Raw genomic sequence first — 26807 nt, 5'->3', positions numbered from 1 at the left:
GTAGTTAAAACAGTCCTTGACTGGGGTCAGCGTCGGGATTATTAATTGTCACTACCCCATCAACCCCAAAGGCGGAACTAACGGTAATATCACTCAAGGGAGTTAATTCTGGGCGAAACTCAATGCCAAAAATCCCCCTAGCTGTGATGGTAATATTACCCCCAGTTCCGAAAAAAGCATTGGCGGTTATATCGCTATTTTCCACGGGGATAGCAAATAGATACTTGGTGTTTAGATCGATGTTTCCGCCATCACCTTGACCGCTATTTCTACCTGCGGTGGCTGATATGCTACTTTGGCGACGGAGGGTGATGGTATCGGCGATCGCCAAACTGATATTACCCCCATTATTAGATGCTGTTTCCGTGGTAATAGTCCCGCCATTGTCTAGTCGCACATTCGGCGCGCTGAGGTGAATATTTCCCCCTTCTCCTTCACTGCGACTTTCCGCAAATAAGCCGCTACGGAAAAAGCCATCCGGTGAAGTTCCGGTAAATTCTACCCCTTGGGAAGCGATAATATTCAGGCTTCCTCCTAACCCTTGATTTTGACTAGATGCGGAAATGCGAGCGCCGTCTAAAATTTGTAATTGTCCAGTTCTTACTTGGATATTTCCGGCGGGTGCGGTTCCTTGACCAAACCGGTCTGGGGTTCCCGTAGAAGTCAATAAGCCGCTGGGATTTTCCCTAGTGGGGGAAGTTCCGACTAACTGGATAGACTCAGCCAAAAGGTCAATATTTCCGCCTAGTCCGTCACCGAGAGTAGTGGCAACTATTTGAGCGCCATTATTAACTTGTAGTTGTCGGGTTTGAATGCTAATATTCCCCGCTTGACCGCTACCTTGTGTAGCACTGAAAATAGTCGCCCCATCACCGGAAATAGTTAATTGATTAGTATTGATAGTGATATCACCAGCTTGACCTGTAGAATCCAGTTCGCCGGTCGTAGATGACCGGCAAAGAGTTCGAGCCCCCGCACCGGAAACCACGGGGTTGAAGCCGGTGTTGCTTGGGTTAGAGGCGATCGCGGCTGATGTCGGTAGAGGGAGTGGGGGCGATCGCCTAAAATTTAACTAGCCTATCTCTACATCGGAGAAGTCAAAATGGTACAGACCCCTCAAACATCGGAAACCGATACCCTATTGCTGGCATACCCCAAAACCCTGAAACTTCACGTCACCCAAGAACAATTTGCCGCCCTAGCCGCCAGTAATCGAGAATTACAACTGGAGAGAACCGCCACAGGAGAGTTAATTGTGAATCCACCAACGGGTTGGGAAACCGGAGAACGTAATTTTAGTATCATTGGGCAATTGTATTGTTGGTACGAAAATTATCAACAAGGGAAAGCATTCGACTGTAACACGGGGTTTATTTTACCCAATGGGGCAAATCGTTCTCCCGATGCCTGTTGGGTGAGTCAAGACCGTTGGGATGCACTAAGCCAGGAACAAAAGAAAACTTTTCCAGAGATTTGTCCGGATTTTGTCGTAGAGTTACGTTCTGATTCGGATACTCTAAAATCGCTGCCAGAAAAAATGCAAGAGTATCTAGAAAATGGCGCAAAATTGGGGTGGTTAATCGACCCGCAACGTCGAATAGTAGAAGTTTATCGAGCCGATTCGGACGTAGAAATGCTATCCAATCCAACTGAGTTATCCGGAGAGAACCTGTTACCTGGTTTTGTATTAGATTTGCGTCGAGTTTGGGGTAAGTCGTAGTAGGAGGGAGGGCATTGCCTACCCGTTTGACAATTCCAGTTGTCCTAGAAAAGTGTCAGGATGGGCGATCGCCACTTGGGTATTGTCCAACAAACGACCGGAACCCGCTAGTTTTTGTCCGAGCGCCATTTCCACAAAGCGATTTCGGCTCAAGGCTTCCTGAGCAACCGTGCCGGATATGGGACTCTGGGATTTTCGGCGGGTGGTGACTAATTTGGAATGCTGCGATCAACATCCTCAAGGAAGCCTTGTGTACGCTAGGGCAAGCGCGAAGGGTCGTAGACCCGTTCGTGAAACGTTGCGTAGCAAACGTGCGACTGAGATTCGACCATTACTCTGGCTTTTGCAATCCTGTCAAAGCCAGTTGGGTCTATGAATCAAGAATCCCCTCCCCTTTAGGCAGGGAGGGGAGTGTCAACTAAGTTCTCTACTGATACATTTACGCGACATTTTTTCGGTTCCGGATAATGCAACGATAGCACCATTACCTGTTTTCGTTTCATGATTGATACAGCGTCCTATTTAACAGGTCTTCCAAGGCTGTGACCGGCAAAGGTTTGGAGAAAAAATACCCTTGTCCGTATTCGCAATTTAGGTTTTTCAAAGTCTGGACATTACCTTCGGTTTCTATACCTTCCGCGACGATATCCATATTTAAGTTATGCCCTAACATAATAATAGTTTTGACAATCTCTGTATTTTGCTGGCTGTCATCCATCCGACGCACAAAGGATTGATCAACTTTGAGAGTATCTATGGGAAAGCGATGCAAATAACTGAGGGATGAATAACCAGTGCCGAAATCATCCATACTCAGTTTAATACCTAGGGCTTTTAATCTTTCTAATAGTGCGATCGCCTCATCGACATGACCGAAATTGGACTTACTGGGCAACCAGAAAAGGACAAGCAATTGACACGCCTAACAGGGTAGCCAAATTACTCAATACGCAAAAAGGCAAGTGTAACTGGTGCGGGCAATACTTTACCCCATCAGATTTAGTTGAGGTAGACCACATTATACCTCGAAGCCAAGGCGGAAAGGATGAATACAAGAATCTCCCTAATCGGTGCGTTAAATCCCGCCATTTCCGAACAAACTTATACTGCCTTACCAACAGGAGTTAGCTGGCTGCAATGTTTACTGAAACAACAGGCAATTGATCAAACTGACATCAGTTTAAACTTAGCTCATCACTTAGCCTTTAGTCAGTATATCCGCTATCTCCCCCAGTGGTTTGAGCAGTTTCCCAGAGAACAGATTCTCGTCCTTCCCAGCGAAGACTTATTTCAAAATTCCCCCGCCACTATGCAACAGATTTACAACTTTTTAGGTCTGGAACATCACCCCTTACCGGAATATCGCAATCTTAATCCTCGAAAATACAACGCCATTAGCCGACAGTTACATCAACAGCTTACAAAATATTTTCGACCGTATAACCAACAGCTTGAAGATTATCTCAGACAAAAATTTAACTGGTAGAGTGGGCATTTCCCACCGCATTGCCCACCCTACGGTTTATCTGCTCTAGTTTCTACTATTCGCCGATCAGAACAAAAGGCTCTTTCTGGGGAATTTTGATCGTAATTTCCAGAGTTCCCCCTAATGCACTGACCACCTCGTGAAGTGTATGTAAGTCCAGACATTCCCGACTTTCCAGTTTTGCTTTTCCGAGATCCGATTCAGTAAAATATTGCTCCAACTCGTCTTCAGACAATCCTAACTTCTCTTGCAGATACTTGAAAGTCAATTCTTCAAGATAAATTTGATCCGCTCTAGCTTTAATCCGTTCCTGTCGTTCTGGAGAAAGTTTGGCTAACTCTGATGATAAGGTTGTATAGTCTTTCATTGTTCTTCCTGCTTCAGTTGTTCAAGATAGTGTTCATAACGTCGCTCTGCTATAGGAATATTTTCCTTGTACCATCGCTTGTTACCCGTTTTGTTGCCACCAACCAGTAAAATAGCTTGTCGTTCGGTATCGAACGCAAATCAAATCCGCCAAGGTTCTCCTTTATATTGAATGCGAAGCTCTTTCATATTCTTAATTGAAGAGCCTTTAAGAGTATCAACTCTCGGTCTGCCCAAAGACGGGCCGAATTCCATCAACAGAATTAAAACCGAAAAGACTTCATCTTGAAGTTCTTGTTCCTGTTGATAAAACCAGAGCTTAAAATCGGGATCGAATATAACATTCCATTTCATAAACTATAACAAAGTCGTTGCCTTGAAAGCATCTAACCGATCCAAAATCTCGAACCCCCGCGCCACATCACCCGGCATTGCCAAGGCTTGAAAGCGTGTCTGATCATCAAACTCAGCTAGTGCAAGCGCCGAGAGTTCTTCCATTAATTTATTCACAATGATGCCACGAGATTGAGCCAGTGCTTTCAGGCGAGAATGTTTTTCATCGGGTAAACGAATCGTTAAAGTTGCCATATTGTACTGACTCCCTAATCAATGCTTCAGGGGAAATAATAGAAAGCTGGGGAAAGATGAGTTCGCGCTGCTGAAACTCTTTAACATTCTGGGTGACAATTGCCTCGCCATTGCCGGCGATCGCTAACTCAATCAAATGATAGCATATATGCCATCATTCGAGGGGGTGGTATGGCGATCGCCAATTAATGGATATATTGGGTTGGGATGTGAAGATCACTAATTTGGATACCATATTTGGCAATCAAAACCAGACTCAACCTAGAGGGGGTGCAGATATTTGCGTTTACCTTCTGCGGCTAACCAAAATGCTGCTAATAACCGCTTCCGCTGGTGGATGAATTTCAATGGAGAAGGTGATTTAACTGCCAATAACCTGATGGGTTACCAGGTGAGTATACCGGAACCTAATAGCGCGATCGGCTTCTTAGTTTTGGGGATCTTGGGTTTTGGTCTGTTCCGCAAGCGTCATTCTTAAATTATGGTTAAGTTCATGATTGATACAGGGTCTTATTTAACAGGTCTTCCAAGGCTGTGACCGGCAAAGGTTTGGAGAAAAAATACCCTTGTCCGTATTCGCAATTTAGGTTTTTCAAAGTCTGGACATTACCTTCGATTTCTATACCTTCCGCGACGATATCCATATTTAAGTTATGCCCTAACATAATAATAGTTTTGACAATCTCTGTATTTTGCTGGCTGTCATCCATCCGACGCACAAAGGATTGATCAACTTTGAGAGTATCTATGGGAAAGCGATGCAAATAACTGAGGGATGAATAACCAGTGCCGAAATCATCCATACTCAGTTTAATACCTAGGGCTTTTAATCTTTCTAATAGTGCGATCGCCTCATCGACATCATCCATAATTGCACTCTCGGTAATTTCTAATTTAATACAACTGCGGTCAACCCCAGTCTGAGTCAAAATCTGATCGACACATTCAATCAAGTTAACTTGGGAAAATTGACGGGTTGACAGATTTATGCTTAACATAAAAGGGTCATTTTGGCAATATTTTTGATTCCAGATTGCCAACTGACGACAGCCTTCTAATAAAATCCACTCCCCCAAGGGAATAATTAAACCACTCTCTTCAGAAACTGGGATAAATTCCCCAGGAGACACAAACCCCCGCTGGGGAGATATCCAACGCACTAAGGCTTCAAAACCAGCGATCTGATTAGTTTTTAAATTGATAATCGGCTGATAATACAGTTGAAATTCTTGATTTTTAATGGCTTCTCTCAGGTCGGCTTCTAGTTGTAACTGCTGCAAAGCATGAGATTTCATGGTGGAGATATACACCTGATAACGACTGTTTCCCAAAGCCTTGGCGCGATACATGGCTGTATGGGCATCTCTCAATAAATCATGGGCAACTAAATCTTGATTTTGGTTACTATATGCAATGCCAATACTGATGGTGGTATATACCTGTTGACCGTTGAGATAAAAGGGCGCGGCGAGAGCTTTTTGCAGTTTATTTGCCATGGCGATTGCCTGGTCAATATTCTGGATATTCGGCATCATTACCGCAAATTCATCCCCGCCAACTCGCGCCAAAATTGTCTGAGAATATAAACACTTTTTCATGCGTTGGGTAGTGGAAATTAGCAGTTGATCACCGATGGCATGACCAAAACCTTCATTGATGAGACGAAAGCGGTCTAAATCTAAAAACAACAGGGCGATTTGGGTATATTTAGACTGATTACTAAGGCGCTGAATTTTTTGATTGAGTAGGATCCGGGTAGGTAAATCGGTAAGAATATCATAGGATAAACCATAAATAACTTTATAAGCCAAGACAATTGCACCAGTAAATAATAAGCCTAAAGCTGGGGGAATTAGGGGAATCCATCCCTTTTGACAAAATACTATAAAACAGATAGTCCATAGAGCGATCGTGCTGATACTAATTAGTAATCCCAAAGACAAGGGGCGATGAAATTTGACTACCAAAATCCCCCCCAAAAATGACCAAAGCCACAACCATAAAACCTCCCCCCACATGGGCAAGAACCAAAATAAAGATTCTCCTTCTAAAATCACTTTCAGAATTTGGCTAATCATGTAACCATGAATCATTACTCCTGGCATTAAATGATGAGTAGTTTTAGCCGCACTAAAAGGGGTGGGATGCAGGTCTCTTGAACTGGTGGCTGTTGTGCCTATTAACACCACTTTATCCTTGACCAAATTCCCGTCAATTTCTCCCTGTAATAGCTCGGTAATGGTGATAGTTTTAGCTATTTCTTTGGTGTGATAATCCATCAATATTTGTCTACCCCCAACTTCCGATGCGGGTAGTTGATAGCCACCAGAATTAGATCTGATAGCCGGAAAAATAGTTTCGTCTATTTGCAGTAAGCCGGGTTGTGCATCAAGGATAATTGGGTGATTTTTGAGAGATTCTAAGTATTTTTGGCTAACTTTTACGCCAAAAGAATAAAGTTCTTCCCCATCATAGCGAACATACATTAAGTTGCGGCGAATAGTATTATCTAAATCGGAAACCAAATCGTTAAAGCCCACTTGATTAGTTGATATAGATGGCGGTGGATCAACTGTTCCTATTTGTTTAATGGCAATAATATTATCTGCTTGGAATTGTTCGACAATTTGTAAATGTCCCGGAGGTTGTGGAACATCTCTATAAATATCAAAACCAATGACTCTAGGTTGGTATTCTTGCAGTTTGGCTAAGGCTAGGGCTAAAATTTCATCGGAAAACGGCCATTTTTGGTAGGTTTGAATATCTGCTTCTGTAATCTCTACAATTAATAGGCGAGGGTCAGGAATATTATCACTATTTAAGCGCATGATTCTATCAAAGGATTCTAATTCTAGGGGTTGTAAAATTCCCAAAGTCCTAATTCCCGATATTAATCCTGTGCTTAATAGACTGGCTAGAATGATACTAATTAGCTTTTTTAGTGATGGTAAATGCGCTTTTATCGGTCTATACTGATTTAAGTGTTTGAAGATACGACGACAAAAGCCATTGAGTTTAGGCTGCCAATGGTGGAAATACATGGTAATCATGATGACTTACTTATTTTTATTTATCCTCAAAATAGTTGATCATCCTGACGATTGAGTTAACTATGGCGCTTAATATATTTAACTCACCATGGTTAAGGATCAGTAATTTGATTGATGGCTGTCTGTTAATGACCTTGCTATAATCATAATGTTCGGAATCAGGGAATAATCGGGATATAACTATGAAACTTAAACTTTTTGCGGGTCCGATAGGGGTTGTCCTCGGTACGGTGTCTCTGTTAGCGGTTTCTATGACACCACCTTTAATAGAATCTGTGCTAGGTGATGATGATCAGCCCCCAGGTCGCTTGGTGGGAGGAGGGACTAGGAGTGGCAACCCTAATTGTAGATTTGATCAAACTCCCTTGATGGCGATCGCTCCCTCTCGATCAATAGGATTAACCGCTCAAGCCTCTCCTAGGTTATATTTTTACTTACCTGCTATGGAAACTGTCCAAACGGCAGAGTTTGTGCTGATTGATAACACCAATGACACAGTGATTTATGAAGAGACCCTGAAAATCGGAGGTAAAGCTGGAATTATGGGTGTGACTATACCATCACACAGCACTCAAAACATTAAAACCAACAATAATTACAAGTGGTACTTTTCCATCGTTTGTAATCCTGATAACCGTTCGGAGGATATCATAGTCGAAGGTGGCATCCGGTGGGCAGAAATAGACCCAGCATTGGCTAGTCAAATCAACCAAGCCAGTCCACTAGAAAAGGTGGATCTATATTTAAAGGCTGGGCTGTGGTTTGATGCTATGTCAACTTTGGCTGAGTTGCGGTCTCATGGTAATCCTGATCCGGCAGTCTCAGAGGCTTGGAGTAAACTATTGGAATCGGCGGATCTGGGCGTTTTGGTTCAAGAACCTGTAATTACCGAATAATTTACTCCATATTTTCAGCAGCGATCGCTATTGACTCTGATTCTGATTCTGATTCTGACGCTGGCGGAATATCTCATAAAGTGCCATACCAGTGGCTACTGAGACATTCAGACTAGGGATTGTTCCTTGTAGGGGAATAGAAAGTAGTACATCGCAGTTTTCGGCGATCGCATGACTCAATCCTTCCCCTTCACTACCAACCACCAGAACGATCGCTCCGGTTAAATTGGCATTATACAGGGGTTGAAATTCCCCGGCTACTGTCCCATAAATCCAAAATCCGGCTGATTTGAGTTCAGTTAGACTACGGTTAAGATTGATCACCCGCGCTACCGGGAAAGTCTCTAAGGCTCCGGCCGCTACTTTCATCACTGTAGCATTAATACCAACAGCCCGGCGCTGGGGTAGAATCAAGCCTTGCGCTCCGATCGCTTCAGCGGTGCGAACGATCGCGCCTAAGTTGTGGGGGTCAGTGATACCATCAACCGCGACTAGGACAGGCTGGCTATTGGCAGATTTAGCCTGGGTAATTAGGGTGGTTAAATCCCAATATTTATACGGTGTAACCTGTGCGACAATTCCCTGATGGTTAGCGCCTCTGGTAATTTGGTCTAGGCGCTGATAGCTGGCTCCGTCTACAATAGCACCTTTAGCTTTCGCCTCTTGTAAGAGAGGTTGAAACCGGGTATCCGATCGCAATTGGGAAATTACCCAAACTCGGTTAAGCGATCGGCCGTTTTCTAAGGCTGCTAAGACTGTGTGGCGGCCATAAATTAGATCTTCCTCTGGCGGTTCTGTCTCTGCTGAAGCCACAGGGCGATCGCGACGACGGGGATGGATAGCTGGTTTATCTTCCCGAGGAGAATGCGGTGGCTTAGAAGAAGGCTTAACCTTTCCTCGGTTCGGGCCAGATTTGCGATGGGGAGATGAAGGAGGTCTCATTAAAAAACCCTCGAAGATTAGGCAATTTTTAATCAACAAATAGTAGGACCGACAGAGAAACCCCCTATCGGTCTACTGGAAATAGGTAGACTCCTAGCAGTCACTCAACTTTTTTTTACCGCCGCCACAGCATCCTCAACGGTTTGCTGTAGAGATAGAAACTTTTCTAAACGAACCAGTTTCACGGTTTGGGTGACGCGAGGATTAGAAACAATTTGTAAAGTTCCTCCGTTAGTCTGAGCCTTCTTGACGAGTTGTACCAAAGCGCCCAAACCGGAACTGTCTACGAAGTCTATCTGGGAAAGATCCAACACAATGTGTTTTGGTCCATTATCGATACACTTGGACATAATTTTCCGAAACGTACCTTCTGAGAAGGCATCGAGTAATCCGGTCAGACGAAATATTTGATAGTTATCTTTAACGTCGCGAGTCCCTCTGAGGCTAACGGTCAGGTGTAGTTGCTCAGGAATAGCCCCCTCCTAACTGGATAGCACATATACTGCCTTATTAGTATATTCCATTTTTGCCATAATTGTCTATGGTATCTGATTCGGTTGGATCAAATTTGAGATTAGCAAGAGACAGGGGGACGAGTGATCGGCTTGTCCCCCAATAACCTGGCTAGGTAATTACTTGCCTTTTTCCATTTCCTTAACGAACTGCTCAAACAGATAATCAGCGTCGTGGGGACCGGGACTGGCTTCTGGGTGATACTGCACTGAAAATAGCGGTAGGGTTTTGTGCTTGAGACCAGCAACAGTGCGATCGTTCAGGTTCAGATGGGTTATTTCTACATCCTCCGCTAGGCTATCAGGATCGAGAGCAAAGCCGTGATTTTGGCTGGTAATTTCCACCTGACGCTTTTCTAAACCAGCAGGTTGGTTTAATCCCCGATGTCCGAATTTTAGCTTAAAGGTTTTCGCACCTAGGGATAAACCGAGGATTTGATGTCCCATACAGATCCCAAATACTGGTTTGTTACTTTTCAGTAACTCCTGGGTTGTGGAAATACCTTCGGAAACGGCCGCCGGGTCTCCTGGACCGTTAGAGAGGAAAATGCCATCGGGATTATATTTGAGGATCTCGGCGGCGGGGGTGCTGGCGGGAACTACGATCACCCGACAACCATAACTAGCTAGGCGACGTAGAATATTACGCTTTACTCCAAAGTCAATGGCAACTACTGTATAACGGGGTGGGGGTGTTGGGCTGTCTTTTGATTCCAAGCTGGGGCTAAATTCCCAAACTGTATCGGTGGACTCAGACCACTCGTAGCTCTCTGGTGTAGTTACTTCTTTAACTAGGTTCAACCCATCCATATTGGGAGCCTGTTCGACTAAGGATAATAATTCTGCGGGGTCGAGAATTTCGGTGGATATGCCACCATTCATGGCCCCGACAGTTCGCAGTTTGCGGGTTAAGGCACGGGTATCTATGCCATAAATGCCGGGAATATTATGTTCTTTGAGATAGTCCGGTAAGGATTGGGTAGAACGCCAGTTACTGGGACGGGTGCAAATATTACGGGCGATCGCGCCTCGGACTTGGGGTCTTTGGGATTCTTCGTCTTCTGGGTTAACTCCTGTGTTCCCTAATTCAGGATAGGTAAAGGTGACAATCTGACCACAATAACTTGGATCAGTCAAAACTTCCTGATAACCTGTCATTCCGGTGTTAAACACCACTTCACCTAAAACTGTACCTGGAGCGCCAAAGGACCAACCTCGATAGCTGGTACCATCAATCAGAACCAGTAAAGCTGGTTTAGCAGAGATAAGGGACATAAAAGCCAATTTGCATCTAAACTTAATACCTCCCTATTCTGCCAGATATCTGACAAACCGCTGATCGTTGAGTTTTGATTGCATGACAATTCAGCGGTGGAGGGCTATCAATTAACTGGTTTCCCCAAGATGCGGGTAGCGTTGAGAATGGCTAATAATGCTACTCCCACATCGGCGAATACTGCTGACCAGATGCTGGCTAGTCCGAAAATTCCTAAGATGATAAAAAAGCCTTTAATTCCCATGGCTAAACCGATGTTTTGCCAGACAATGCGGCGGGTTTTTCGTCCGATGGCGATCGCACGACTGACATAAGAGGGAGAATCGGTCATAATTACTACATCGGCAGTTTCAATGGCTGCGTCTGAACCCATACCTCCCATGGCTATACCTACGTCAGCCCTAGCAATGGCTGGCGCATCATTGATTCCATCTCCGACAAAGGCAACTTTACGATGATCTGGACTTAGTAGTTTTTCCAGTTGCTTGACTTTATCTTCGGGCCTTAATTCGGCATAATATTCATCAATATTTAAGGTTTTGGCTAGGCGATCGGCTACGGTTTGATTATCTCCGGTTAGCATGACTATTTTCTGCACTCCTTGTTTTTTGAGGGCTTTAATAGCAGCCACAGAATCGGGTCTAACTTTATCGGCAATTAGGATATATCCGGCATAGCGATAGTCTACGGCTAGATGAATTACTGTGCCGCCTACATCACAGAGAGGATGGTCGATTTTTTCTAAGTGTAACAGGCGATCGCCTCCCGCAATTACTGTCCGATTTTGCAGGTTTCCTTTGACTCCACAGCCGGGGATTTCTTGATAATCTTCGATTAAGGTTTCGGTAGGTGAATCTCCATAGTATTCACGAATTGCTTGGGCGAGAGGATGGTTAGATAGGGATTCTATTTTGGCGGCAATCTCGATTAATTCTGCTTCGGTAAAGTGATGATGAGGGACGATTTTTGTCACCTCAAATACGCCAGCGGTCAGGGTTCCTGTTTTGTCAAATATCACGGTTTTAACGGCAGCTAAATCGTCTAAAAATGTCGAGCCTTTCACTAAGATTCCCTGCTGGGCTGCTCCTCCGACTCCCCCAAAGTAGCCTAGAGGAATGCTAATTACTAAACCGCAGGGACAGGAAATTACTAGGAGAATTAATGCCCGCGAAAACCATTCTTGAAAACTGCCCAAATTGACTAGGGGAGGAATTAAGGCGATCGCTATGGCTAAACTTACCACAATTGGGGTATAATAACGTGCGAAGGTGGTGATAAATTTTTCGGTTTTGGCTTTCCGACTTTGGGCGCTTTCTACTAATTCTAAAATTTTGCTAATCGAAGATTCGTTAAATGGTTTGGTTACTTTAATGGTTAGTAGTCCGGTTTGATTGATGGTTCCCGCTAGGACTATTTCTCCGGGTTTAACGGCACGAGGTAAGGATTCTCCGGTGAGGGGTGAAGTGTCAATTTGGGAGGTTCCAGATATGATTTCTCCGTCTAAAGGGATTTTTTCTCCGGCTTTGACGACAATACTACTGCCGACATTTACTAACTGCGGAGACATGGTTTTTATTTCGCCATTTATTAGCAGGTTTGCATTGTCTGGACGTACTGCTAATAATGATTTAATTGAACGCCGAGAACGCTGCACAGAAAACTCTTGGAAACCTTCCCCAATTCGATAAAATAGCATGACAGCCACGGCTTCGGGAACTTCATTAATAGCAATGGCGCACAGGGTGGCTAAACTCATTAAAAAGGTTTCATCAAATATCTGACCTCGCCAGATATTCTTTCCGGCGCTGACTAAGATTTCCCAGCCTGTGAGTAAATATACAGGAATTAATACTATATATTCCCCCCAACCCCAAACCGCGAGTTTGAGCCAATTGTTGAAGATTAAGGCTAGGATATAAATGGCGGTGATTATTGCCAGGGGTATCACTTCGGATACCAGATTATCAGAATGGCGATCGTCTCCATTGCATGAACAGCAGGAACTCTGTTGATTATCAGTCATTGTGTGGGAGCCAAATCTTTCTATACTATCATTTTTTGGGGTGATTTTTAGGGACTTATCTTAAATCATTATTAATATTATACCAGCCATGAAAGTCGATGCTCAACTCTAACTAGAGATTAGATTAAGAAAAATTAAATTTTTGAGAGTCGCTTCCGAAAGACGGCTAGGATTAAAGTAATTGTAGCATCATGGCCAGCGGGAGTTGGGATCAATGGTTTATTGGTTGATCAAATCTGAGGAAAAAACTTATAGTATTGACCAAATGCAGTCGGATACAACTTGTATTTGGGATGGTGTTCGTAACTACATGGCTAGGAATTTCTTGCGGAAAATGCAAGTTAATGATTTGTGTTTTTTTTATCATTCTAATACCAAAATTCCGGGGATTGTCGGCTTGGTGCGAGTCATTGAATCTGATATAGTTGATCCTACTCAATTTGATGAAAATAGCCCCTATTATGACCCGAAAGCTACGGCTAACCATCCTCGTTGGTATACGGTCAGAGTAGAGTTTATTGATAAATTTCCCCAGATGATTTCTCTTGGCGACCTCAAACAGCAATTTGATCCTGATGACTTGTTACTGGTGCGGCGGGGTAATCGTTTGTCTGTCATGCCGATTCGAGTGGATATTGGCGATCGCATTCTACAATTGAAAATTAGCCGATCTGTATCTTAGATAGGATATAATTAAGCTGTTTATTTTAGGTAAAATTAACCCATGACCGTCAACACACCCCCCTGATGGCTGCAATCCGAAACATCTAATATTGTAGCTGAAATTGCTCTGATAATTCGTCAGTCACTCCAGCTTGACGAGTTATGAGAATGTGGCTCGGATGAATTGTGCTCAAAATTGAACTCTCATGCTGTTAGATTATTGTCAGGGATGATTAGAAATTAGTGGCCAGCATGAACAAGCGATTTGACTGCGATCGGGTGATGATCCTCAAGTAGAAATTATAGATACCATTGATTTAGGATTTCCTGTGGGTTTGGAACCAGATATTAGTCAATTTGTCCATAAAATTACGGTTAGACTAAATCCCAAAGATGTGCTAATATTATTTACAGATGGGATTACTGAGGGGGAAAATAGCTATGGCCAACATTATGGCATTGACCGCTTGTGTGAAGTGGCACTATGTCATCATGAACAGACATCTGAAGACAGAAAAAATGCCATTGTTTCTGATGTTTTTGAGCATATTGGTCGTCAGCGAATATTTAATAATATTACCTTGATTATTTTAAAGCAAAAATAATCCCCTTAATCACCCCAATATTAACAGCAAACTATGAGTATTTTAGTTTTTGGCAGCATCAATATGGATCTAGTGGTGCAAACTCCTCGACTCCCTCAACCTGGGGAAACTTTAACCGGATATAATTTTTTATCGGTAGCAGGTGGAAAGGGTGCAAATCAAGCCGTAGCAGCATCGCGGTTAGGGGCAAAAACTGAGATGGTAGGAAGAGTTGGCGGGGATGCTTTTGCTCAAGAACTTCTGGAGGGATTAAAAGCTAATCGCGTCGGTTGTGAAGGGGTTTTGCGCGATAATTGTACCCATTCTGGTTTAGCGACTATTGCAGTAGATAATAACGGCGAAAATCAGATTATTGTTATTCCTGGTGCTAATGGTTGTGTTGGTCCAGAAGATGTGCAGAGACTAGAACCTTTATGGGAGGAAGCAACATCTTTATTATTGCAATTAGAAATTCCCCTAAAAGCAGTGGAAGCGGCTATTCATGCGGCTAAAAATGCGGGAGTGAGAGTAATTCTTGATCCTGCCCCAGCCCCTGATGTTTTCCCTCAACAATTATATCCGTTGGTGGATATTATTACCCCCAACGAAACGGAGGCGAGTCAACTGGTGGGCTTTGCGGTCAATAATGTAGAAACTGCCCAAAAAGCTGCGGATACTCTGTTGGATTTTGGGGTAAAAACTGCTGTAATTAAGTTGGGGTCTAAGGGAGTATTTTGGGCGACTAAATCAGAATCTTTTTGGGTTCCGGCTTTTGCGGTTAATGCGGTGGATACTGTGGCGGCGGGAGATGCTTTTAATGGGGGAATGGCGGCGGCTTTAGACGAAGGGCGATCGCTAAAGGAGGCGATTCTCTGGGGGGCGGCAACGGGGGCTTTATCGACTACCCAGGTAGGGGCGCAGTCTTCTCTACCCGATCGCCAAGCCTTAGATGATGTATTGATGCCGCCCATGTCAACTTTCACGATTAATTGATTCCCAATTAGAGAGGCGATCGCGAACAATTCCCCGCCATATTTGAATTAAAGGTTCAGCTTCTATGGAGCCTTGATCACGTCTTTCTGGGAAGAGTTGATAGAATTGAGTATCGGCTAAATTAAACAGTTCAGCCGTGCTAAGATTAAGGCGGTTGGCTGTACTAATCCAACTATTTAGATCGGCTTGGGTATAGGTTCCTAAACCTTGTCGAGATTCATAACTGAGGGTTTCTAACTCATTTAAGACTTCATGGGCGATTTGATCCCAACGTTTTCGCCAAACGAAATCAACAGGATCATTAGTTAATAGTCGCCCTTGTTGTTGGGGGTAGCGAAAATAAAACTCTTCATTGACTAAAGTCATAAAAAAGTTATAATTAACACCTAAATGGCGACGGCGATCGCGTAATATTTCTATCCTTTCAAGTTCGGACATTTTACCAAATTCATCTTTGGCTGTTTCCATAACAAAAAAGCGATCGGCCCAAACATTACCCACCCACCAGCCAAAACTACCCATTACCACCATTGACAACAGGACTAAACTCGCCATTTTCAACCTAGGAGAAAACTCGAATTTGGTTATTTGTTGAACAGTAGGAGGACTAAAATTAGCCACAGGGGGCTGGTTTTTTGGGGGCGGTAATATGTCAGGGGTGACTGACTCTGGTGGCGGTTGAGTGGGAATAGGTTGAGGAGATATTGAGATCTGGTTAAGATCCTGTAAAATTTGACGCGCGGAAATATAGCGATCGCTAGGTTGACGTGCTAACATTTTATGAAAAATCCGATATAACTCAGGATTTAAAGTTAGATATGGTTCCCATTTCCAAGTAGAATTATAACTATCAATAAGTTGTTGAGGTTCTTTACCAGTTAGCAACACTAACAAAGTCGCCGCTAAAGAATATAAATCGCTATGGGGATAAACAATACCCATCTGCATTTGTTCATCTGGCGCATAGCCGAACTTTCCTAATCGAGTGGCGGGGCTGGGGTGTAAACTCTGAGAAGACCACTCGGAATTGATGTGCGCTTTCATCAGTTTTACACCTCCAAAATCAATCAAAATTGGCAACCCATCAGAGTCTCTGCAGATGATATTATCGGGGGAAATATCACGGTGAATAACTCCTAATGAGTGGATATAATCCAACACTGGCAGCAATTTTAACAGAATTTCGGTGATTTCAGCTTGGCTAAAAAATTCACCTTTTTGCAGTCGCTCTTTGAGTAATTCTCGGCAAGTGAAACCCTGGACATAATCCTGAACTACAAACATATAAATTTGACCGCATATTTGTTCCTCAAATATTTCTTGAAATCTGGGAATTTGCGGATGTTTAAGTTGGTAGAGAGTTTGCGCCTCCCGTTGAAATAACTCTCGGGATTTTTTTAACTCATAATTACCTTTGAGTTGGGGTGCGAATTCTTTTAACACGCACAACTCATCAAAGCGGTGTTGGTCTTTAGCTAAATAGGTGCGTCCAAAGCCACCATGACCTAATTCACGAATGATCAGATAGTGGTGGCGGAGAATTTGACCTGACAGCAGCGCAGTATTAATCATTTTGGGAAGTTCAAGGGATTAACTCAGCATTCAATTTGACGGTCAGCCTTGACTAATGTTACCAGAAAATTGGGAAATGTTAACAATCATCAGCACCTATTTGACTAGAACAGCCACTTATGGGTAAAATTATCATACTGTCAACGAGTGTAATTAATTATGCGATCGCTTATTGTTAATCCCCACAATTTAAACCATCTACCATCACAAATAACTACTATTACCCCAACTCAACCAGTAGCCCGTTGTTTAAAAGTCCCTTATAAATCTTTAGACAAGCTGGCTATCAAAACTATAAATAATCATGAAATTACCATAGCGCCAGTGTTAACTATGGATCGAACTTGGCGGCGCATTGTGGCTGAGAATATCAACAGTAATGACCCTGATGGTATCGCGAAAATGTTAATACCCTCCCGCCAAAAACTCTTAAAATCTGGAGTAGACTTAAACTTATTAACTAATCATAATTCTCGGAGAATTAGGGATTTAGCCAAAGTAACTGATCTCTATAAACAAGAATTACACGATCAGGGCTATATTGACCAGGATCAATTATTTTGGGAAGCCATTAATTATCAAACCCAAGCACCAACTCCAGCACAAACTTTATTAATTTATGGTTATTTTCAACCTCAACTTGATCAGGTAAAATTTATTAACCTAGTAGCAGGGGAAGGTAGCATCTGGGTTTTACCGACAGGAACAGAGGAAATTTTTGCCAAAAATCGAGAGGCGATCGCCTATTTAGAGAGTAAAGGATGGCAGGTCAATTATCAGGAAAATGATGATAACTTTAGCTTAGGAGAAAAACTGCAAAACTGCTTTTTGGGTAAAGGGGAACTTCCCCATAAAGTCCAATGCCATATTTACCCAAATTTAGAGGCAGAAATTAGGGGGGTTCTCTCCCAAGTTAAGCAGTTAATAATAGATGGAGTCTCAGCCAGTAAAATTGTCCTAGTGACCCAGGATGAAAAAACCTATGCGCCTTTATTATTAGATATTGCTTGGGAATATCAGTTACCACTGCGATTATTTTATAAAATTCCCTTGCGGAATATTCGCCTGGGGTATTGGATCGCATTATTGATAGAAGTCATCGAAAATAATTTTCCCTTTGAGTCTACCGCTAAACTTTTGCATCATCCTTTAGCCCGATATTTAACATATAAACAATGGTTAGAAGCGCGACAAAAGCGACCAAATAACCTAGCTGAATGGGAAGAATTAGGGTTAAATTTATCATTATTAAAATTCCCCCAAAGCGATACCCTACCAAATTGGGTAGACCGGATCAAACAAGTTTTAAAATTCTTTGATATCCGCAAAAATAGCAGCCAATGGTCTCGGGAGATAGTCGCCTTTAATCAACTAGAAACAGCTTGGCTGGAATTATCAAAACTTGATGGCGATCGCCTTAATCGACAAGAGTTTTTTCAAGATATTTTAGAGATAATCACCAAGCTAAAAGTCCCCATGCAACCAGGAAAAGGAGGGATAGAAGTTCACACCCCATTATCTCTACAGGGTGCGAGTTATCCCCATGTTTTTTTAATCGGTTTTCAGGAAGGTATCCTACCCGCAGCCATTGAAAATGATCCAGTTTTAGACTTTTACGAATCCCGGCGACTATCTCAATTCAACATTACCCTAGAAACGGCTATAGATATCGCCCAACGGAATGAATTATGTTTTTATGAACTATTAAGAATACCCACAAAATCTTTGACTTTTTCTTGTGCCGAACAGCATCACAAAAAACCGCTGTTACCTAGTCCTTATTCTACCCGTTTAGGAATAGAAACAACTCCCCCACCCCTATTGAATTTAGCCAGTATTGAGGAAGCTAGACGCTATTACTTACAGCAGCCATACCAGTTATCTAATGATGTTATAGTTAATGATATCATCAAAAATTGGCAAGTTGAACAGCGCCGAGAAAGTGGCGAATCTCCTGATGAATATGATGGGGTTATTGGCATAGGAGTTGATTATCAAAATCGGATTTTTAGTGCATCGCAATTAACGGCATTAGGTCAATGTCCGTTTAAGTGGTTTGCCACCTATTTACTATGCTTAAAAGAACCATCGGAAGCGGAAGCAGAAATCACTGGCAGTCTCCGAGGTCGGTTATATCATCGCTGCTTAGAAATTTTGTTAAAAGACATCAAAACTCAAACGGATTTAAGGCGGTTAGACATACAAGATATTAACCAAGCATTATCTCAGGCAGAAGCGGCGTTACAAGCTGAAGAAAATGTGAATTTTGACAAGTTTATAGGTTGGGAAGCGCGCCGATTAGAAGGTTTAAATATGTTAGAATTAAATTTACAAGCTGAAGATTTTTTGCAGGCTAATGCCGAAATTATTAGTCGTGAAAATTACTTTGATGCTGAATGGTATGGGTTAAAGGTAATTGCTAGGGTCGATCGCATTGATCGCACCCCCACGGGTCTATTAGTGTTAGACTATAAAACTACCAGTAGCTCACCATTGGGAATTAAAGATGATTCTGGAAAAGCCAAAATCAATATTCAAATGCCATTATATCAACAGGCGATCGCCCAAAACTTTAACGAAGTCCCAGAGGTAGATGTCAAGTTGTATTCTCTTAACAAACAGCGTTACTTAAAGGCGAAAGTCACCGAACCCGCCATTTTAGAAGCCTTTGCCGAGGAGGTTAAACAACGCCTACAACAGGGTAATTATCCAGTAGCGCCAGACCAGAAACAGCAAGTCTGCCAATATTGTGAATTTGACTCTGTTTGTCGTAAGGGTAACCGTCTAAGTCGCAAAACATCATCAAAATAATTCCAGATTTTTCGTCAATTTGTAAGGATTAATTAACCATGAGTTTAACCAATGAACAACAAGCCGCTGCTACCAGTCCTCAAAGTATTATCGTCACAGCCGGGGCGGGGACTGGCAAAACTTATATGTTAGTAGAAAGGTATTTATATTATTTAGTAGAAAAGGGACTTTCTCCCTTGGAAATAGTGGCGGTTACATTTACTGAAAAAGCCGCCCAGGAATTGCGATCGCGTATTCGTTCACAGGTAAGGCAACAACTTCCTAACCGTCCCGATATCCTAGCCGAATTAGAAGCCGCCCCCATTAGTACAATTCACGCTTTAGCTAGTCGTATTTGTCGCGAACATCCCCAGGCGGCTAACGTTGCTGCTGACTTCCAAGTTTTAGAAGATTTAGAAGGCAAAATCTGGCTTTATGAAGGGTTAGAAACTGCTTTATCTAAATTGCCTATTCAGGTTTTTGAAACCATACCTTATTCTTTATTATCGCGAATTTTGGCAACCTTATTAGATGACCCCTTGATGGCAGAAAGGTCATTAAATCAACAAATAGACTGGTCAGAGTTAGCCCAACAATTGCGCGATCGCGCCTTAGAAGACCTCGTAAATCATCCCCAATGGCGGGAATTAAAAGACATTTTAACGTCAAATATTGGCAAACCAGAAGACAAACTCGAAGCCATCCGACAAGGGACAGTTAGCGCCATATTATCCCTAGAAAACGGTGATAATATCTCGGAGAATATGCAAGTTTTATATAAAATCGATATCAGATATGGTAGCAAAAAAAACTGGGGGGAAAATATACAAACTGTTAAAGATGCCTTAAAAGCCTTACGAGAAGAATTAGTTAAACCTTCTCTCAACGAAAATTTAATCAATGCAGAAGTTGGGGAAGCCGACCACAAACTAGCCGAAATGTTAGCCGCCTTAAAAGAAGCCTACCGAGAAGTTAAAGACCATTTACAAAAGTTAAAATGGCAAGGGCGAGTTTTGACATTTGCAGATTTAGAAATTGGCGCATTGACCGCATTACAAAATAATCCCACGATTCAACTCTATTATCAACAACGCTGGCGCAGCTTTTTAGTTGATGAATTTCAAGACACCAACCCTATTCAAGGGGAAATTTTAGAACTTTTAACCCAGACAGGAGATTTAACTATAGTGGGGGATAAAAAACAGTCAATTTATGGGTTTAGGCGGGCAGATATTGGGGTTTTTAATAAATTTAGAAAACGCATTATTGATCATCAGGGAGATGAGATAATTCTTAATCAAAGTTTCCGGACTCATCAGAAATTAATCAATCAAATTAATCAGGTATTTTCTCCGTTATTAGGAGATTTAAGACAAGACTTGGAAGCTGTCCGCATTGACCCGCCATCCCCTAGGGAAACATTGCAAGTATTTGTGATACCTAAAACCGCCGAAACTGATATTAATCAAAGACGGATAGCAGAAGGAAACTTGATTGCTAAAACCTTAAAAGAAATGTTAGATAATCAAATCCCAGTATTTGATAAACAAACTCAACAATTAAGACCTATTCAACCAGGCGATATCGCTATTTTAACCCGCACTTGGGAACCCTTAGACAGTTATGGAGAAGCCCTAGCCGCCGCCCAAATACCCTTAGCGCCTTCAGGAGGTGGAAACCTATTAGAAACCCAAGAAGCTAAAGATGCTTGGTCACTGCTAAAATTCTTAGCCGACCCTGGAGATGATATCGCATTAGTAGCCCTGTTAAGAAGTCCCTTTTTTGCCATTAGCGATCGCCTTTTATTCAATGTTAGTAGACAATCTCAATTATCCCACAAATCCACATCAGAAAATATCAGTTGGTGGCAAATTTTAACCACTGCGTCACCCGCCGAATTTGCTAAGGCGATCGATACTTTAAAAACACTGCTCAAACAACGCCAGATTGAGCCACCATCTCGCCTCTTACAAATAGCAGATCAATTAACAGGATATACAGCCATAATCGCCAATTTACCAGCCTCTAATCGTCGCCTAGCCGACTTTAGTGGATTTCGAGAATTAGTGCAAATTTTAGAACAAGGAACCGATGATTTATTCGGAGTAGTTCGCCGTCTCAAGCGCCTAAAAGATAAAGCCGTAACCGTAGAACGTCCCCCCATTAATACCAGCAATGCAGTATCATTAATGACCATTTTTGCCGCCAAAGGATTAGAATGGCCGATGGTAGTTGTAGCCGACCTCAGCCGCCTAAGTCCCAACTCATCAGTACCCGTTTATTTTGACCCAGAATATGGTGTCGCTATCCGCTGCAAAGACGACGACAAAGACCTGAAAGATCCAGTTCTTTACAACTGGTTAAAATATCGAAATCAACAGCGAGAAGAAGCCGAAGCCTTGCGAATACTTTATGTAGCATTAACTCGCAGTCGGGATTATATCTTATTAACCGCCCCCCAGGAAAAAGGTAATTATTTAGATAAATTATACTTAGGGTTACAAGCCGCCAATATTCCCATAACCACCCTAGAAATTAATAGTGATGATATCATCCCGCCAGTCCCCCCAAGTCCCCCACCTCCAGCCATTAACCATCCCCTACTGACCAACGCGATGACCTCTGGTTTATTTGAACTTCCTGTAACCTCTTTAAGTGAATATAAACGTTGTCCAGCCCGGTTTCAATTCATGTATATTCTCGGACATCCAGGCTTATCAGAAGAAGCCAATCAAGGCATGATAATTGGTCAGTTAGTTCACAACGCTTTAGAATATGATATCAGAGACATTGATCAACTCGGCAAATTCGCCCAAAATGGCAGTAATGAACAATCACTCAGGGAGGCAATTTACCTCGCTCAAGAGTTTGATAATACTGAAGAATTTAAAAGATTCATACACCCCAAAAATCAGCGAGAAGTTGAGTTAAAATTAGATATATTAGGGGTTACCTTTAATGGCGTAGCCGATTTAATTGGGGATAATTGGGTGCTAGACTATAAAACCGATAAAGTCATGCGCCCAGAACACCATAATCTACAACTATGGGCTTATGCTAAAGCCTTAAACTGTTCCGAGGCACATATTGCCTATTTACGCCATAAAAAATGCTACTCTTTTTCACCGGAAATATTAGCCAAAACTGCCCACGAGGCAGAAAGCATAGTTCGAGATATAGTAGAGGGATACTATCCCCCCAAACCATCACGAGAAAACTGCCAAACCTGTCGCTATGGTGAAATTTGCGAACATAGGTATGAGTCTATATAAATGATGAGACTAGGTGGCAAGCTGCGGCTAATGTTCAGAATATTTACCCGAAAATCGCGGATTGGGTTGAGTAAATATCGAGAGTATTTGCGGGGATTGAAAAGCTGAAGATGGTAAATCATTTGGGGTTGAGGGGAGAGAGGGGCAAAGTTCTGCCAACTCAACGGTTAGCGATAATTAAGGCGAAAGGGTATAGGGGCGATCGCTTATACTGGATTTGTGCTTACCTTACTCAAGGGTAAGGATCGTTATCATAGTCCTGTTGTCACCATTTATAAACAATAGTCAACCATTGCCCTACCTCAACCTGCACTGATGGAAATTGCCTATTTTGAGGGACGAGATGTGGGGACTCTGACAGTAGTTGAATTGTGGCGATCACATGGCTCGGCTATCTCGGTCCAGCAAAGCCGATTTCAAGTGATTTCCTTCAGTCTTGCAGATGCTGAACTGGTTGCCCAAATTCTGGCAAACTCTCAAGAGACTCAGACTGATTGTGTTGATGCTTGTGTCATGGTGATATAATCAGGATTATCTCGGATATTAGTATTCGTTTTGACTTGCAGAAGGCACGAGATCAAGTAAACTCTAAACTTAAAACAAAATCCGCTAGTCATGACTACAAAAGTTTCGTCAGAATCTCCTTCCAACTCAGGAGTTCCGACACAAGTTCCTAAGTATTCTAGGGGTTGGATTGCTATCTTTGTGATTTGGACTATCATCCTAACCACCTATACCCTAGTCCAGCAACATGGCTGTAGTGCCATTATCTGGTGGCAACAGGGTGATCAGGTAAGCTGTTGGCAAACCTCAGTCACACCCACATCCTTAGAACTCAGACCGGGGGAAAGTGCCACAGTAAAAGCTAAAGCGACGGGGACAGGCTACTATAGTCCAGAAATTAACTGGAAATTGAAAAATGAAAAGATCGCCTCTTTAGAGGAAAAAGACGAGGGAAAAGAGGTTTCAGTTACAGCAAAAAGTGCGGGGAAAACAGAAATATCCGCCACAATTGGCTTAGAAAATAAGATGTCTGCCGAGAACTCTGTTCAGTTTCAAGTTCCCATCGAAGTTTTGCCGAGTTTAAGCATTAAACCGCCAGAGTTACGGATTAAAGAAGGTAGCGATAAGCAATTTGAGGTTAACTTAATCGGTATTGACAAGCCCAAGAATAAGTCTATTGATTGGCAAGTCGCCAATCCTAACCTGATCCAAGTTGATGGAAACAATCGAGTTAAAGCTCTGAAAACTGGAACCACAACCCTAAAAGCCGTTTGGACACAAGACCCTCGTGTGAGTCAGACCATTCAGGTTTCTGTGCTTGAGAATCCACCTCGAATTACCGGGATAGAATTTCTATCTAACCCCAAATCATTATCACTCTATGTTGGCGAGACGGCTCATCTGGACGCACAAGCAAGTTGTCAGGGAAATTGTACGGTGGCGGATACCCGAGTTTACTGGTCTTCCAATAATCCTGACCTGGCGATGATTTCCTCTGATGGAGATATCAACACCTCAAACGCGGGAGAAGTAACCCTAACCGCGACTTCAATTATCGATAATAGTCAGTCCCGCTCTCTTACCATTAAGGTTGTAGATCCTATCGTCACTAATATTTCCGTTAAACCCTCTTCAGTAAAATTTGGAGTAAATAGCCAGACCAAGGTTCAGGCAATACTTGATGGACGAGGCGATTTCAACAAACTTGTGTCTTGGAGTTCAGAGAATGCCAAAATTGCTCAAGTGGATGCACAGGGAATTTTGACTGGGGTGAAGAAAGGGAAAACTAAGGTTAAGGCTAGTTCAGTCAGTAATTCCAATCAGGTGGCTGTGGTTAAGGTGACTGTCAACTCTGGGGGATGTTCTCCTGTTGCGGCGGCGGCGATTGGGGCGGCGGTTACTGTCGGAAGCGCTGCCTTATTGGTTCCTCCTCCCATAGCGGTAGCGGCGGGAAGTGCGGCTGCTAGTGGAATTTGTTGGGTATATGATCAGGTAAATTAGAAACCTCCCTATAAATTATTGGAGCAGAACTCATGAATGACTCAGATAAAATCTTCGGCATTCCTAAAAGTTTGGCAAAAATTATAGCTGGGTTAGTGGTATTTTTGCTAATCGCTTTTTTTCTCTCTAGCCAAGTTTGTATTTTCTCAACTTGCACAACTACTACTTCTGGAATTGTCACCCCAGAACTGGCGATTGGTGGAGTAGTGGCATTGATTTTAATGAGTATGTTTCCAATTCCCCTACCTCTGGCATTATTGTCTGGTTGTGGGGTGTGGTTTTTGCTTCATAATCTAGGTTGGTTTCAGATGCATTAATCTCATTTATCTCTTTGCTTATTGTAGGATTTATCCCATGGAAACTGCTATCAAGATTCGGAATGTGTCCAAAACTTACGTGATCAACCAACAAAAACAAAAGGTTTTAGATAACGTGAGTCTCGATATTTTGCCCGGCGAGTTTATCTTGCTACGGGGTGATAATGGTTCGGGCAAAACAACGCTCGTCAACCTAATTTGTGGCTTGCAGCCTCCTGATGAGGGGTTGATTGCAATTTTTGGCAAATCTCCCGAAGACCCTCAAGCACATCTTAAACTCGGAACGATGTTGCAACGAGCGAAACCTGTGGAAGGGTTGAAAGTAAAAGAGACTATTCATCTGTTTCAAAGTTATTATCCTGAGCCATTGGGTTTAGCTGAAACGATAGAGCGATCGCGCCTAACAGGTAAGCAAAATGATTTCGCCACAACTCTGGCGGGAGGTCAAGCTCAATCCCTCTATTTTGCCCTAGCTATTGTGGGAAACCCTGATATTTTGATTCTCGATGAGCCGACTAACAATCTTAGTGTGGAAGCGCGGGCGAATTTCTGGAAACAAGTGCGGGAGTTTGAACAGCAAGGAAAAACGATCTTGGCGATTAGTCACAGTGAACAGGATTGTGACGAAATTGAGGACTTGGTGACGCGGGAATTGCGCTTGAGTAATGAGAATGGAGATGTGGAGATCCGAGAATTTCCACGCTATCAGAAGTTCCTAAACTCTCGCACTGAATTAGAGGATGCAGCCAAACTCCAATCTCAGTCAAGTTCTGAAACAGAAACGTCTTCAAAGTCTAAATCTGCTTCTAACCCTCCAACCTTTAGTTTCAAAGCCTTTTGGGGACAACTCTATGTTGAACTGCTGCAAACCTTTCGTAAAATTGACACCATTGTTATTGCCCTGGGATTGGCAATTATTGCAGGATTCTTCATTGAACAGAAGAACTCAGACCAGTTTCAATCCGTCGTGGCGGTTTCACTCGCGGGGTTGGTGCTTTTTCTCTGTGTGAGTCAGTTTGGGGTTAAGATTGCCTCAGAACGCGATCGCGGCTGGTTGAAGTTACTACGGATCACTCCCCTGTCCTTTACAACCTATGTCGCAGCCAAAGTGGGAAACTTCCTAGTCTTAGCCTCCTTAATGACGGGATTAGCCTTTGTGAGTGGTTGGGTTGGCAGTCACTTCAGCGAAAACAGTTCCTTTGTCTGGGAATGGGAACCTTGGATGTTTTACCTCAGCTTTGTCCTGGTTTTAGGGGTGATTCCCTTCGCGATTTTTAGCTTCAGCCTAGGATACCTCTTCAAAACGGAATCCTTGTCCTGGGCCACTGTAGCCCTCCTGGCTGTGATGTTACTTGGGTCTGGCTTCAATATCTCCCTTTTACTTCCCCGACCTTGGCTTGCAGATTTAATTCTCCTCCTACCCACCTATCACTACGGCCAACTGGTGGCTTGGATGGGAGAGGTGGAACTAGAGGGGATATTCCGTTTTGATGGCTACCAGGTGATTCACATTCTGTGGCTGTTGTGGTGGACAATTGTGGCGGGGATGTTGGCGCGGTGGGCCTATCGTCGCGAAAAACTATCGGGGTAGGGGGTGATTTTTCGGGGCGATCGCTCCAGTTACAACGGTGTCAAAAACCGAGTTTCTTCTGCCGATTGGGGGGAGCAGTTGATGCGAATATTATAGTTCAGCTTTTGGCTCAAGATGATGAAGTCCAGTCTCAAAGCTAGATTTCGGCAAGGATGCTCCAGA

At 42.9% G+C, this 26807-nt stretch carries 25 protein-coding genes and 2 pseudogenes; 15 read left to right on the top strand and 12 right to left on the bottom strand.

Annotated features, from left to right (window positions below; all coding sequences use genetic code 11):
* Positions 1 to 4 precede the first annotated feature (4 nt).
* Positions 5 to 988 (bottom strand): hypothetical protein, encoded by a 984-nt coding sequence (locus HFV01_RS30430; protein WP_318286231.1) that lies wholly within the window; start codon positions 986 to 988, stop codon positions 5 to 7.
* 114 nt (positions 989 to 1102) lie between these two features.
* Here HFV01_RS30430 and HFV01_RS09745 point away from each other — a divergent pair, with 114 nt between their 5' ends.
* Positions 1103 to 1720, top strand: coding sequence for a Uma2 family endonuclease (locus tag HFV01_RS09745; RefSeq protein ID WP_006624935.1), 618 nt, complete (start codon positions 1103 to 1105; stop codon positions 1718 to 1720).
* An 18-nt stretch (positions 1721 to 1738) separates the two neighbouring features.
* On the opposite strand, the gene HFV01_RS30425 is transcribed toward HFV01_RS09745, so the two are convergent.
* Positions 1739 to 1873, bottom strand: coding sequence for a hypothetical protein (locus HFV01_RS30425; RefSeq protein ID WP_006624934.1), 135 nt, complete (start codon positions 1871 to 1873; stop codon positions 1739 to 1741).
* A 346-nt stretch (positions 1874 to 2219) separates the two neighbouring features.
* Positions 2220 to 2615 carry an EAL domain-containing protein gene (locus HFV01_RS09740; RefSeq protein WP_006624933.1) on the bottom strand — a complete coding sequence of 132 codons (396 nt, stop codon included), beginning with the start codon at positions 2613 to 2615 and terminating at the stop codon, positions 2220 to 2222.
* Here HFV01_RS09740 and HFV01_RS09735 point away from each other — a divergent pair.
* Both HFV01_RS09735 and HFV01_RS09730 read left to right on the top strand, forming a co-directional pair.
* A pseudogene (locus HFV01_RS09735) lies at positions 2588 to 2848 on the top strand (HNH endonuclease); the annotation flags it as partial. The gene HFV01_RS09740 and the pseudogene HFV01_RS09735 overlap by 28 nt on opposite strands.
* Complete coding sequence (locus tag HFV01_RS09730) at positions 2766 to 3206, top strand: sulfotransferase domain-containing protein (protein WP_006624932.1); 441 nt, start codon at positions 2766 to 2768, stop codon at positions 3204 to 3206. The pseudogene HFV01_RS09735 and the gene HFV01_RS09730, both read left to right, overlap by 83 nt.
* Before the next feature lie 55 nt (positions 3207 to 3261).
* Here HFV01_RS09730 and HFV01_RS09725 read toward each other — a convergent pair whose 3' ends face one another.
* From HFV01_RS09725 to HFV01_RS09715, 3 genes and pseudogenes are all read right to left on the bottom strand, one after another.
* Positions 3262 to 3573 (bottom strand): helix-turn-helix domain-containing protein, encoded by a 312-nt coding sequence (locus HFV01_RS09725; protein ID WP_006624931.1) that lies wholly within the window; start codon positions 3571 to 3573, stop codon positions 3262 to 3264.
* Positions 3570 to 3926: pseudogene (locus HFV01_RS09720) on the bottom strand (type II toxin-antitoxin system RelE/ParE family toxin). The gene HFV01_RS09725 and the pseudogene HFV01_RS09720 overlap by 4 nt, the downstream one beginning before the upstream one ends.
* A 3-nt stretch (positions 3927 to 3929) precedes the next feature.
* On the bottom strand, positions 3930 to 4160 hold the full coding sequence (locus HFV01_RS09715) for a hypothetical protein (RefSeq protein ID WP_006624929.1): 231 nt from the start codon (positions 4158 to 4160) through the stop codon (positions 3930 to 3932).
* A gap of 280 nt (positions 4161 to 4440) precedes the next feature.
* Here HFV01_RS09715 and HFV01_RS09710 point away from each other — a divergent pair, with 280 nt between their 5' ends.
* Entirely contained in the window at positions 4441 to 4638 is a 198-nt protein-coding gene (locus tag HFV01_RS09710) for a PEP-CTERM sorting domain-containing protein (RefSeq protein ID WP_315639306.1), read from the top strand.
* A 13-nt stretch (positions 4639 to 4651) separates the two neighbouring features.
* Here HFV01_RS09710 and HFV01_RS09705 read toward each other — a convergent pair whose 3' ends face one another.
* The gene (locus tag HFV01_RS09705; RefSeq protein WP_193521047.1) at positions 4652 to 7210 is read right to left on the bottom strand and encodes an EAL domain-containing protein; all 2559 of its coding nucleotides are present in this window, start codon (positions 7208 to 7210) and stop codon (positions 4652 to 4654) included.
* Positions 7211 to 7392: 182 nt separating this feature from the next.
* Here HFV01_RS09705 and HFV01_RS09700 point away from each other — a divergent pair, with 182 nt between their 5' ends.
* Positions 7393 to 8106: a DUF928 domain-containing protein gene (locus HFV01_RS09700; protein WP_193521046.1), complete on the top strand. Its 714-nt coding sequence runs from the start codon at positions 7393 to 7395 to the stop codon at positions 8104 to 8106.
* A 27-nt stretch (positions 8107 to 8133) separates the two neighbouring features.
* Here HFV01_RS09700 and rlmB read toward each other — a convergent pair whose 3' ends face one another.
* The 4 genes from rlmB to HFV01_RS09680 form a co-directional block, all read right to left on the bottom strand.
* Positions 8134 to 9048, bottom strand: coding sequence for a 23S rRNA (guanosine(2251)-2'-O)-methyltransferase RlmB (rlmB, locus tag HFV01_RS09695; RefSeq protein ID WP_006624924.1), 915 nt, complete (start codon positions 9046 to 9048; stop codon positions 8134 to 8136).
* Positions 9049 to 9152: 104 nt separating this feature from the next.
* On the bottom strand, positions 9153 to 9503 hold the full coding sequence (locus HFV01_RS09690; protein ID WP_174447161.1) for an STAS domain-containing protein: 351 nt from the start codon (positions 9501 to 9503) through the stop codon (positions 9153 to 9155).
* A gap of 177 nt (positions 9504 to 9680) precedes the next feature.
* Entirely contained in the window at positions 9681 to 10835 is a 1155-nt protein-coding gene (gene carA / locus HFV01_RS09685) for a glutamine-hydrolyzing carbamoyl-phosphate synthase small subunit (RefSeq protein WP_006624922.1), read from the bottom strand.
* Between the two features lie 107 nt (positions 10836 to 10942).
* Positions 10943 to 12859, bottom strand: coding sequence for a heavy metal translocating P-type ATPase (locus HFV01_RS09680; protein ID WP_006668250.1), 1917 nt, complete (start codon positions 12857 to 12859; stop codon positions 10943 to 10945).
* Positions 12860 to 13073: 214 nt separating this feature from the next.
* On the opposite strand from HFV01_RS09680, the gene HFV01_RS09675 reads away from it, so the two are divergent.
* From HFV01_RS09675 to rbsK, 3 genes are all read left to right on the top strand, one after another.
* Positions 13074 to 13541 carry an EVE domain-containing protein gene (locus HFV01_RS09675; protein ID WP_006624920.1) on the top strand — a complete coding sequence of 156 codons (468 nt, stop codon included), beginning with the start codon at positions 13074 to 13076 and terminating at the stop codon, positions 13539 to 13541.
* Between the two features lie 250 nt (positions 13542 to 13791).
* A complete protein-coding gene (locus HFV01_RS09670; protein ID WP_318286279.1) occupies positions 13792 to 14127 on the top strand; it encodes a PP2C family protein-serine/threonine phosphatase in 336 nt (111 codons plus the stop codon).
* A 33-nt stretch (positions 14128 to 14160) separates the two neighbouring features.
* Positions 14161 to 15099, top strand: coding sequence for a ribokinase (gene rbsK, locus HFV01_RS09665; RefSeq protein WP_006668249.1), 939 nt, complete (start codon positions 14161 to 14163; stop codon positions 15097 to 15099).
* Here the strand turns inward: rbsK and HFV01_RS09660 are convergent.
* On the bottom strand, positions 15079 to 16671 hold the full coding sequence (locus tag HFV01_RS09660) for a serine/threonine-protein kinase (RefSeq protein WP_006624917.1): 1593 nt from the start codon (positions 16669 to 16671) through the stop codon (positions 15079 to 15081). The two genes, rbsK and HFV01_RS09660, sit on opposite strands and share 21 nt — an antisense overlap.
* A gap of 159 nt (positions 16672 to 16830) precedes the next feature.
* Between HFV01_RS09660 and HFV01_RS09655 the strand changes: the two genes are divergently transcribed.
* The 7 genes from HFV01_RS09655 (at position 16831) to HFV01_RS09625 (ending at position 26785) form a co-directional block, all read left to right on the top strand.
* Positions 16831 to 19482, top strand: a complete 2652-nt coding sequence (locus HFV01_RS09655) for a PD-(D/E)XK nuclease family protein (RefSeq protein WP_193521045.1) — start codon at positions 16831 to 16833, stop codon at positions 19480 to 19482.
* A 38-nt stretch (positions 19483 to 19520) separates the two neighbouring features.
* Positions 19521 to 22733, top strand: a complete 3213-nt coding sequence (locus HFV01_RS09650; RefSeq protein ID WP_193521044.1) for a UvrD-helicase domain-containing protein — start codon at positions 19521 to 19523, stop codon at positions 22731 to 22733.
* Positions 22734 to 23048: 315 nt separating this feature from the next.
* Positions 23049 to 23258, top strand: a complete 210-nt coding sequence (locus HFV01_RS09645) for a hypothetical protein (protein WP_046319237.1) — start codon at positions 23049 to 23051, stop codon at positions 23256 to 23258.
* 90 nt (positions 23259 to 23348) lie between these two features.
* Positions 23349 to 24737 carry an Ig-like domain-containing protein gene (locus tag HFV01_RS09640; protein WP_084831741.1) on the top strand — a complete coding sequence of 463 codons (1389 nt, stop codon included), beginning with the start codon at positions 23349 to 23351 and terminating at the stop codon, positions 24735 to 24737.
* A gap of 32 nt (positions 24738 to 24769) precedes the next feature.
* Positions 24770 to 25054 (top strand): hypothetical protein, encoded by a 285-nt coding sequence (locus tag HFV01_RS09635; RefSeq protein ID WP_046319233.1) that lies wholly within the window; start codon positions 24770 to 24772, stop codon positions 25052 to 25054.
* 37 nt (positions 25055 to 25091) lie between these two features.
* Positions 25092 to 26645 carry an ABC transporter ATP-binding protein/permease gene (locus tag HFV01_RS09630; protein WP_052741567.1) on the top strand — a complete coding sequence of 518 codons (1554 nt, stop codon included), beginning with the start codon at positions 25092 to 25094 and terminating at the stop codon, positions 26643 to 26645.
* Positions 26612 to 26785, top strand: coding sequence for a hypothetical protein (locus tag HFV01_RS09625; RefSeq protein ID WP_193521043.1), 174 nt, complete (start codon positions 26612 to 26614; stop codon positions 26783 to 26785). The genes HFV01_RS09630 and HFV01_RS09625 overlap by 34 nt, the downstream gene beginning before the upstream one ends.
* Positions 26786 to 26807 lie beyond the last annotated feature (22 nt).

Source organism: Limnospira fusiformis SAG 85.79, from assembly GCF_012516315.1.
Lineage (GTDB): Bacteria > Cyanobacteriota > Cyanobacteriia > Cyanobacteriales > Microcoleaceae > Limnospira > Limnospira fusiformis.
Note: the sequence above shows the minus strand (reverse complement) of the source record. Positions and strands in the feature narration are given on the sequence as shown.

What these genes read in the sequence shown, in the direction of transcription:
- HFV01_RS09745 (WP_006624935.1), top strand. Translation starts at nt 1,103, where the DNA reads ATGGTACAGACCCCTCAAACATCGGAAACCGATACCCTATTGCTGGCA.
- HFV01_RS09730 (WP_006624932.1), top strand. Translation starts at nt 2,766, where the DNA reads ATGAATACAAGAATCTCCCTAATCGGTGCGTTAAATCCCGCCATTTCC.
- HFV01_RS09725 (WP_006624931.1), bottom strand. Translation starts at nt 3,573, where the DNA reads ATGAAAGACTATACAACCTTATCATCAGAGTTAGCCAAACTTTCTCCA.
- HFV01_RS09715 (WP_006624929.1), bottom strand. Translation starts at nt 4,160, where the DNA reads ATGGCAACTTTAACGATTCGTTTACCCGATGAAAAACATTCTCGCCTG.
- HFV01_RS09705 (WP_193521047.1), bottom strand. Translation starts at nt 7,210, where the DNA reads ATGATTACCATGTATTTCCACCATTGGCAGCCTAAACTCAATGGCTTT.
- HFV01_RS09700 (WP_193521046.1), top strand. Translation starts at nt 7,393, where the DNA reads ATGAAACTTAAACTTTTTGCGGGTCCGATAGGGGTTGTCCTCGGTACG.
- rlmB (WP_006624924.1), bottom strand. Translation starts at nt 9,048, where the DNA reads ATGAGACCTCCTTCATCTCCCCATCGCAAATCTGGCCCGAACCGAGGA.
- carA (WP_006624922.1), bottom strand. Translation starts at nt 10,835, where the DNA reads ATGTCCCTTATCTCTGCTAAACCAGCTTTACTGGTTCTGATTGATGGT.
- HFV01_RS09680 (WP_006668250.1), bottom strand. Translation starts at nt 12,859, where the DNA reads ATGACTGATAATCAACAGAGTTCCTGCTGTTCATGCAATGGAGACGAT.
- HFV01_RS09675 (WP_006624920.1), top strand. Translation starts at nt 13,074, where the DNA reads ATGGTTTATTGGTTGATCAAATCTGAGGAAAAAACTTATAGTATTGAC.
- rbsK (WP_006668249.1), top strand. Translation starts at nt 14,161, where the DNA reads ATGAGTATTTTAGTTTTTGGCAGCATCAATATGGATCTAGTGGTGCAA.
- HFV01_RS09660 (WP_006624917.1), bottom strand. Translation starts at nt 16,671, where the DNA reads ATGATTAATACTGCGCTGCTGTCAGGTCAAATTCTCCGCCACCACTAT.
- HFV01_RS09655 (WP_193521045.1), top strand. Translation starts at nt 16,831, where the DNA reads ATGCGATCGCTTATTGTTAATCCCCACAATTTAAACCATCTACCATCA.
- HFV01_RS09650 (WP_193521044.1), top strand. Translation starts at nt 19,521, where the DNA reads ATGAGTTTAACCAATGAACAACAAGCCGCTGCTACCAGTCCTCAAAGT.
- HFV01_RS09645 (WP_046319237.1), top strand. Translation starts at nt 23,049, where the DNA reads ATGGAAATTGCCTATTTTGAGGGACGAGATGTGGGGACTCTGACAGTA.
- HFV01_RS09640 (WP_084831741.1), top strand. Translation starts at nt 23,349, where the DNA reads ATGACTACAAAAGTTTCGTCAGAATCTCCTTCCAACTCAGGAGTTCCG.
- HFV01_RS09635 (WP_046319233.1), top strand. Translation starts at nt 24,770, where the DNA reads ATGAATGACTCAGATAAAATCTTCGGCATTCCTAAAAGTTTGGCAAAA.
- HFV01_RS09630 (WP_052741567.1), top strand. Translation starts at nt 25,092, where the DNA reads ATGGAAACTGCTATCAAGATTCGGAATGTGTCCAAAACTTACGTGATC.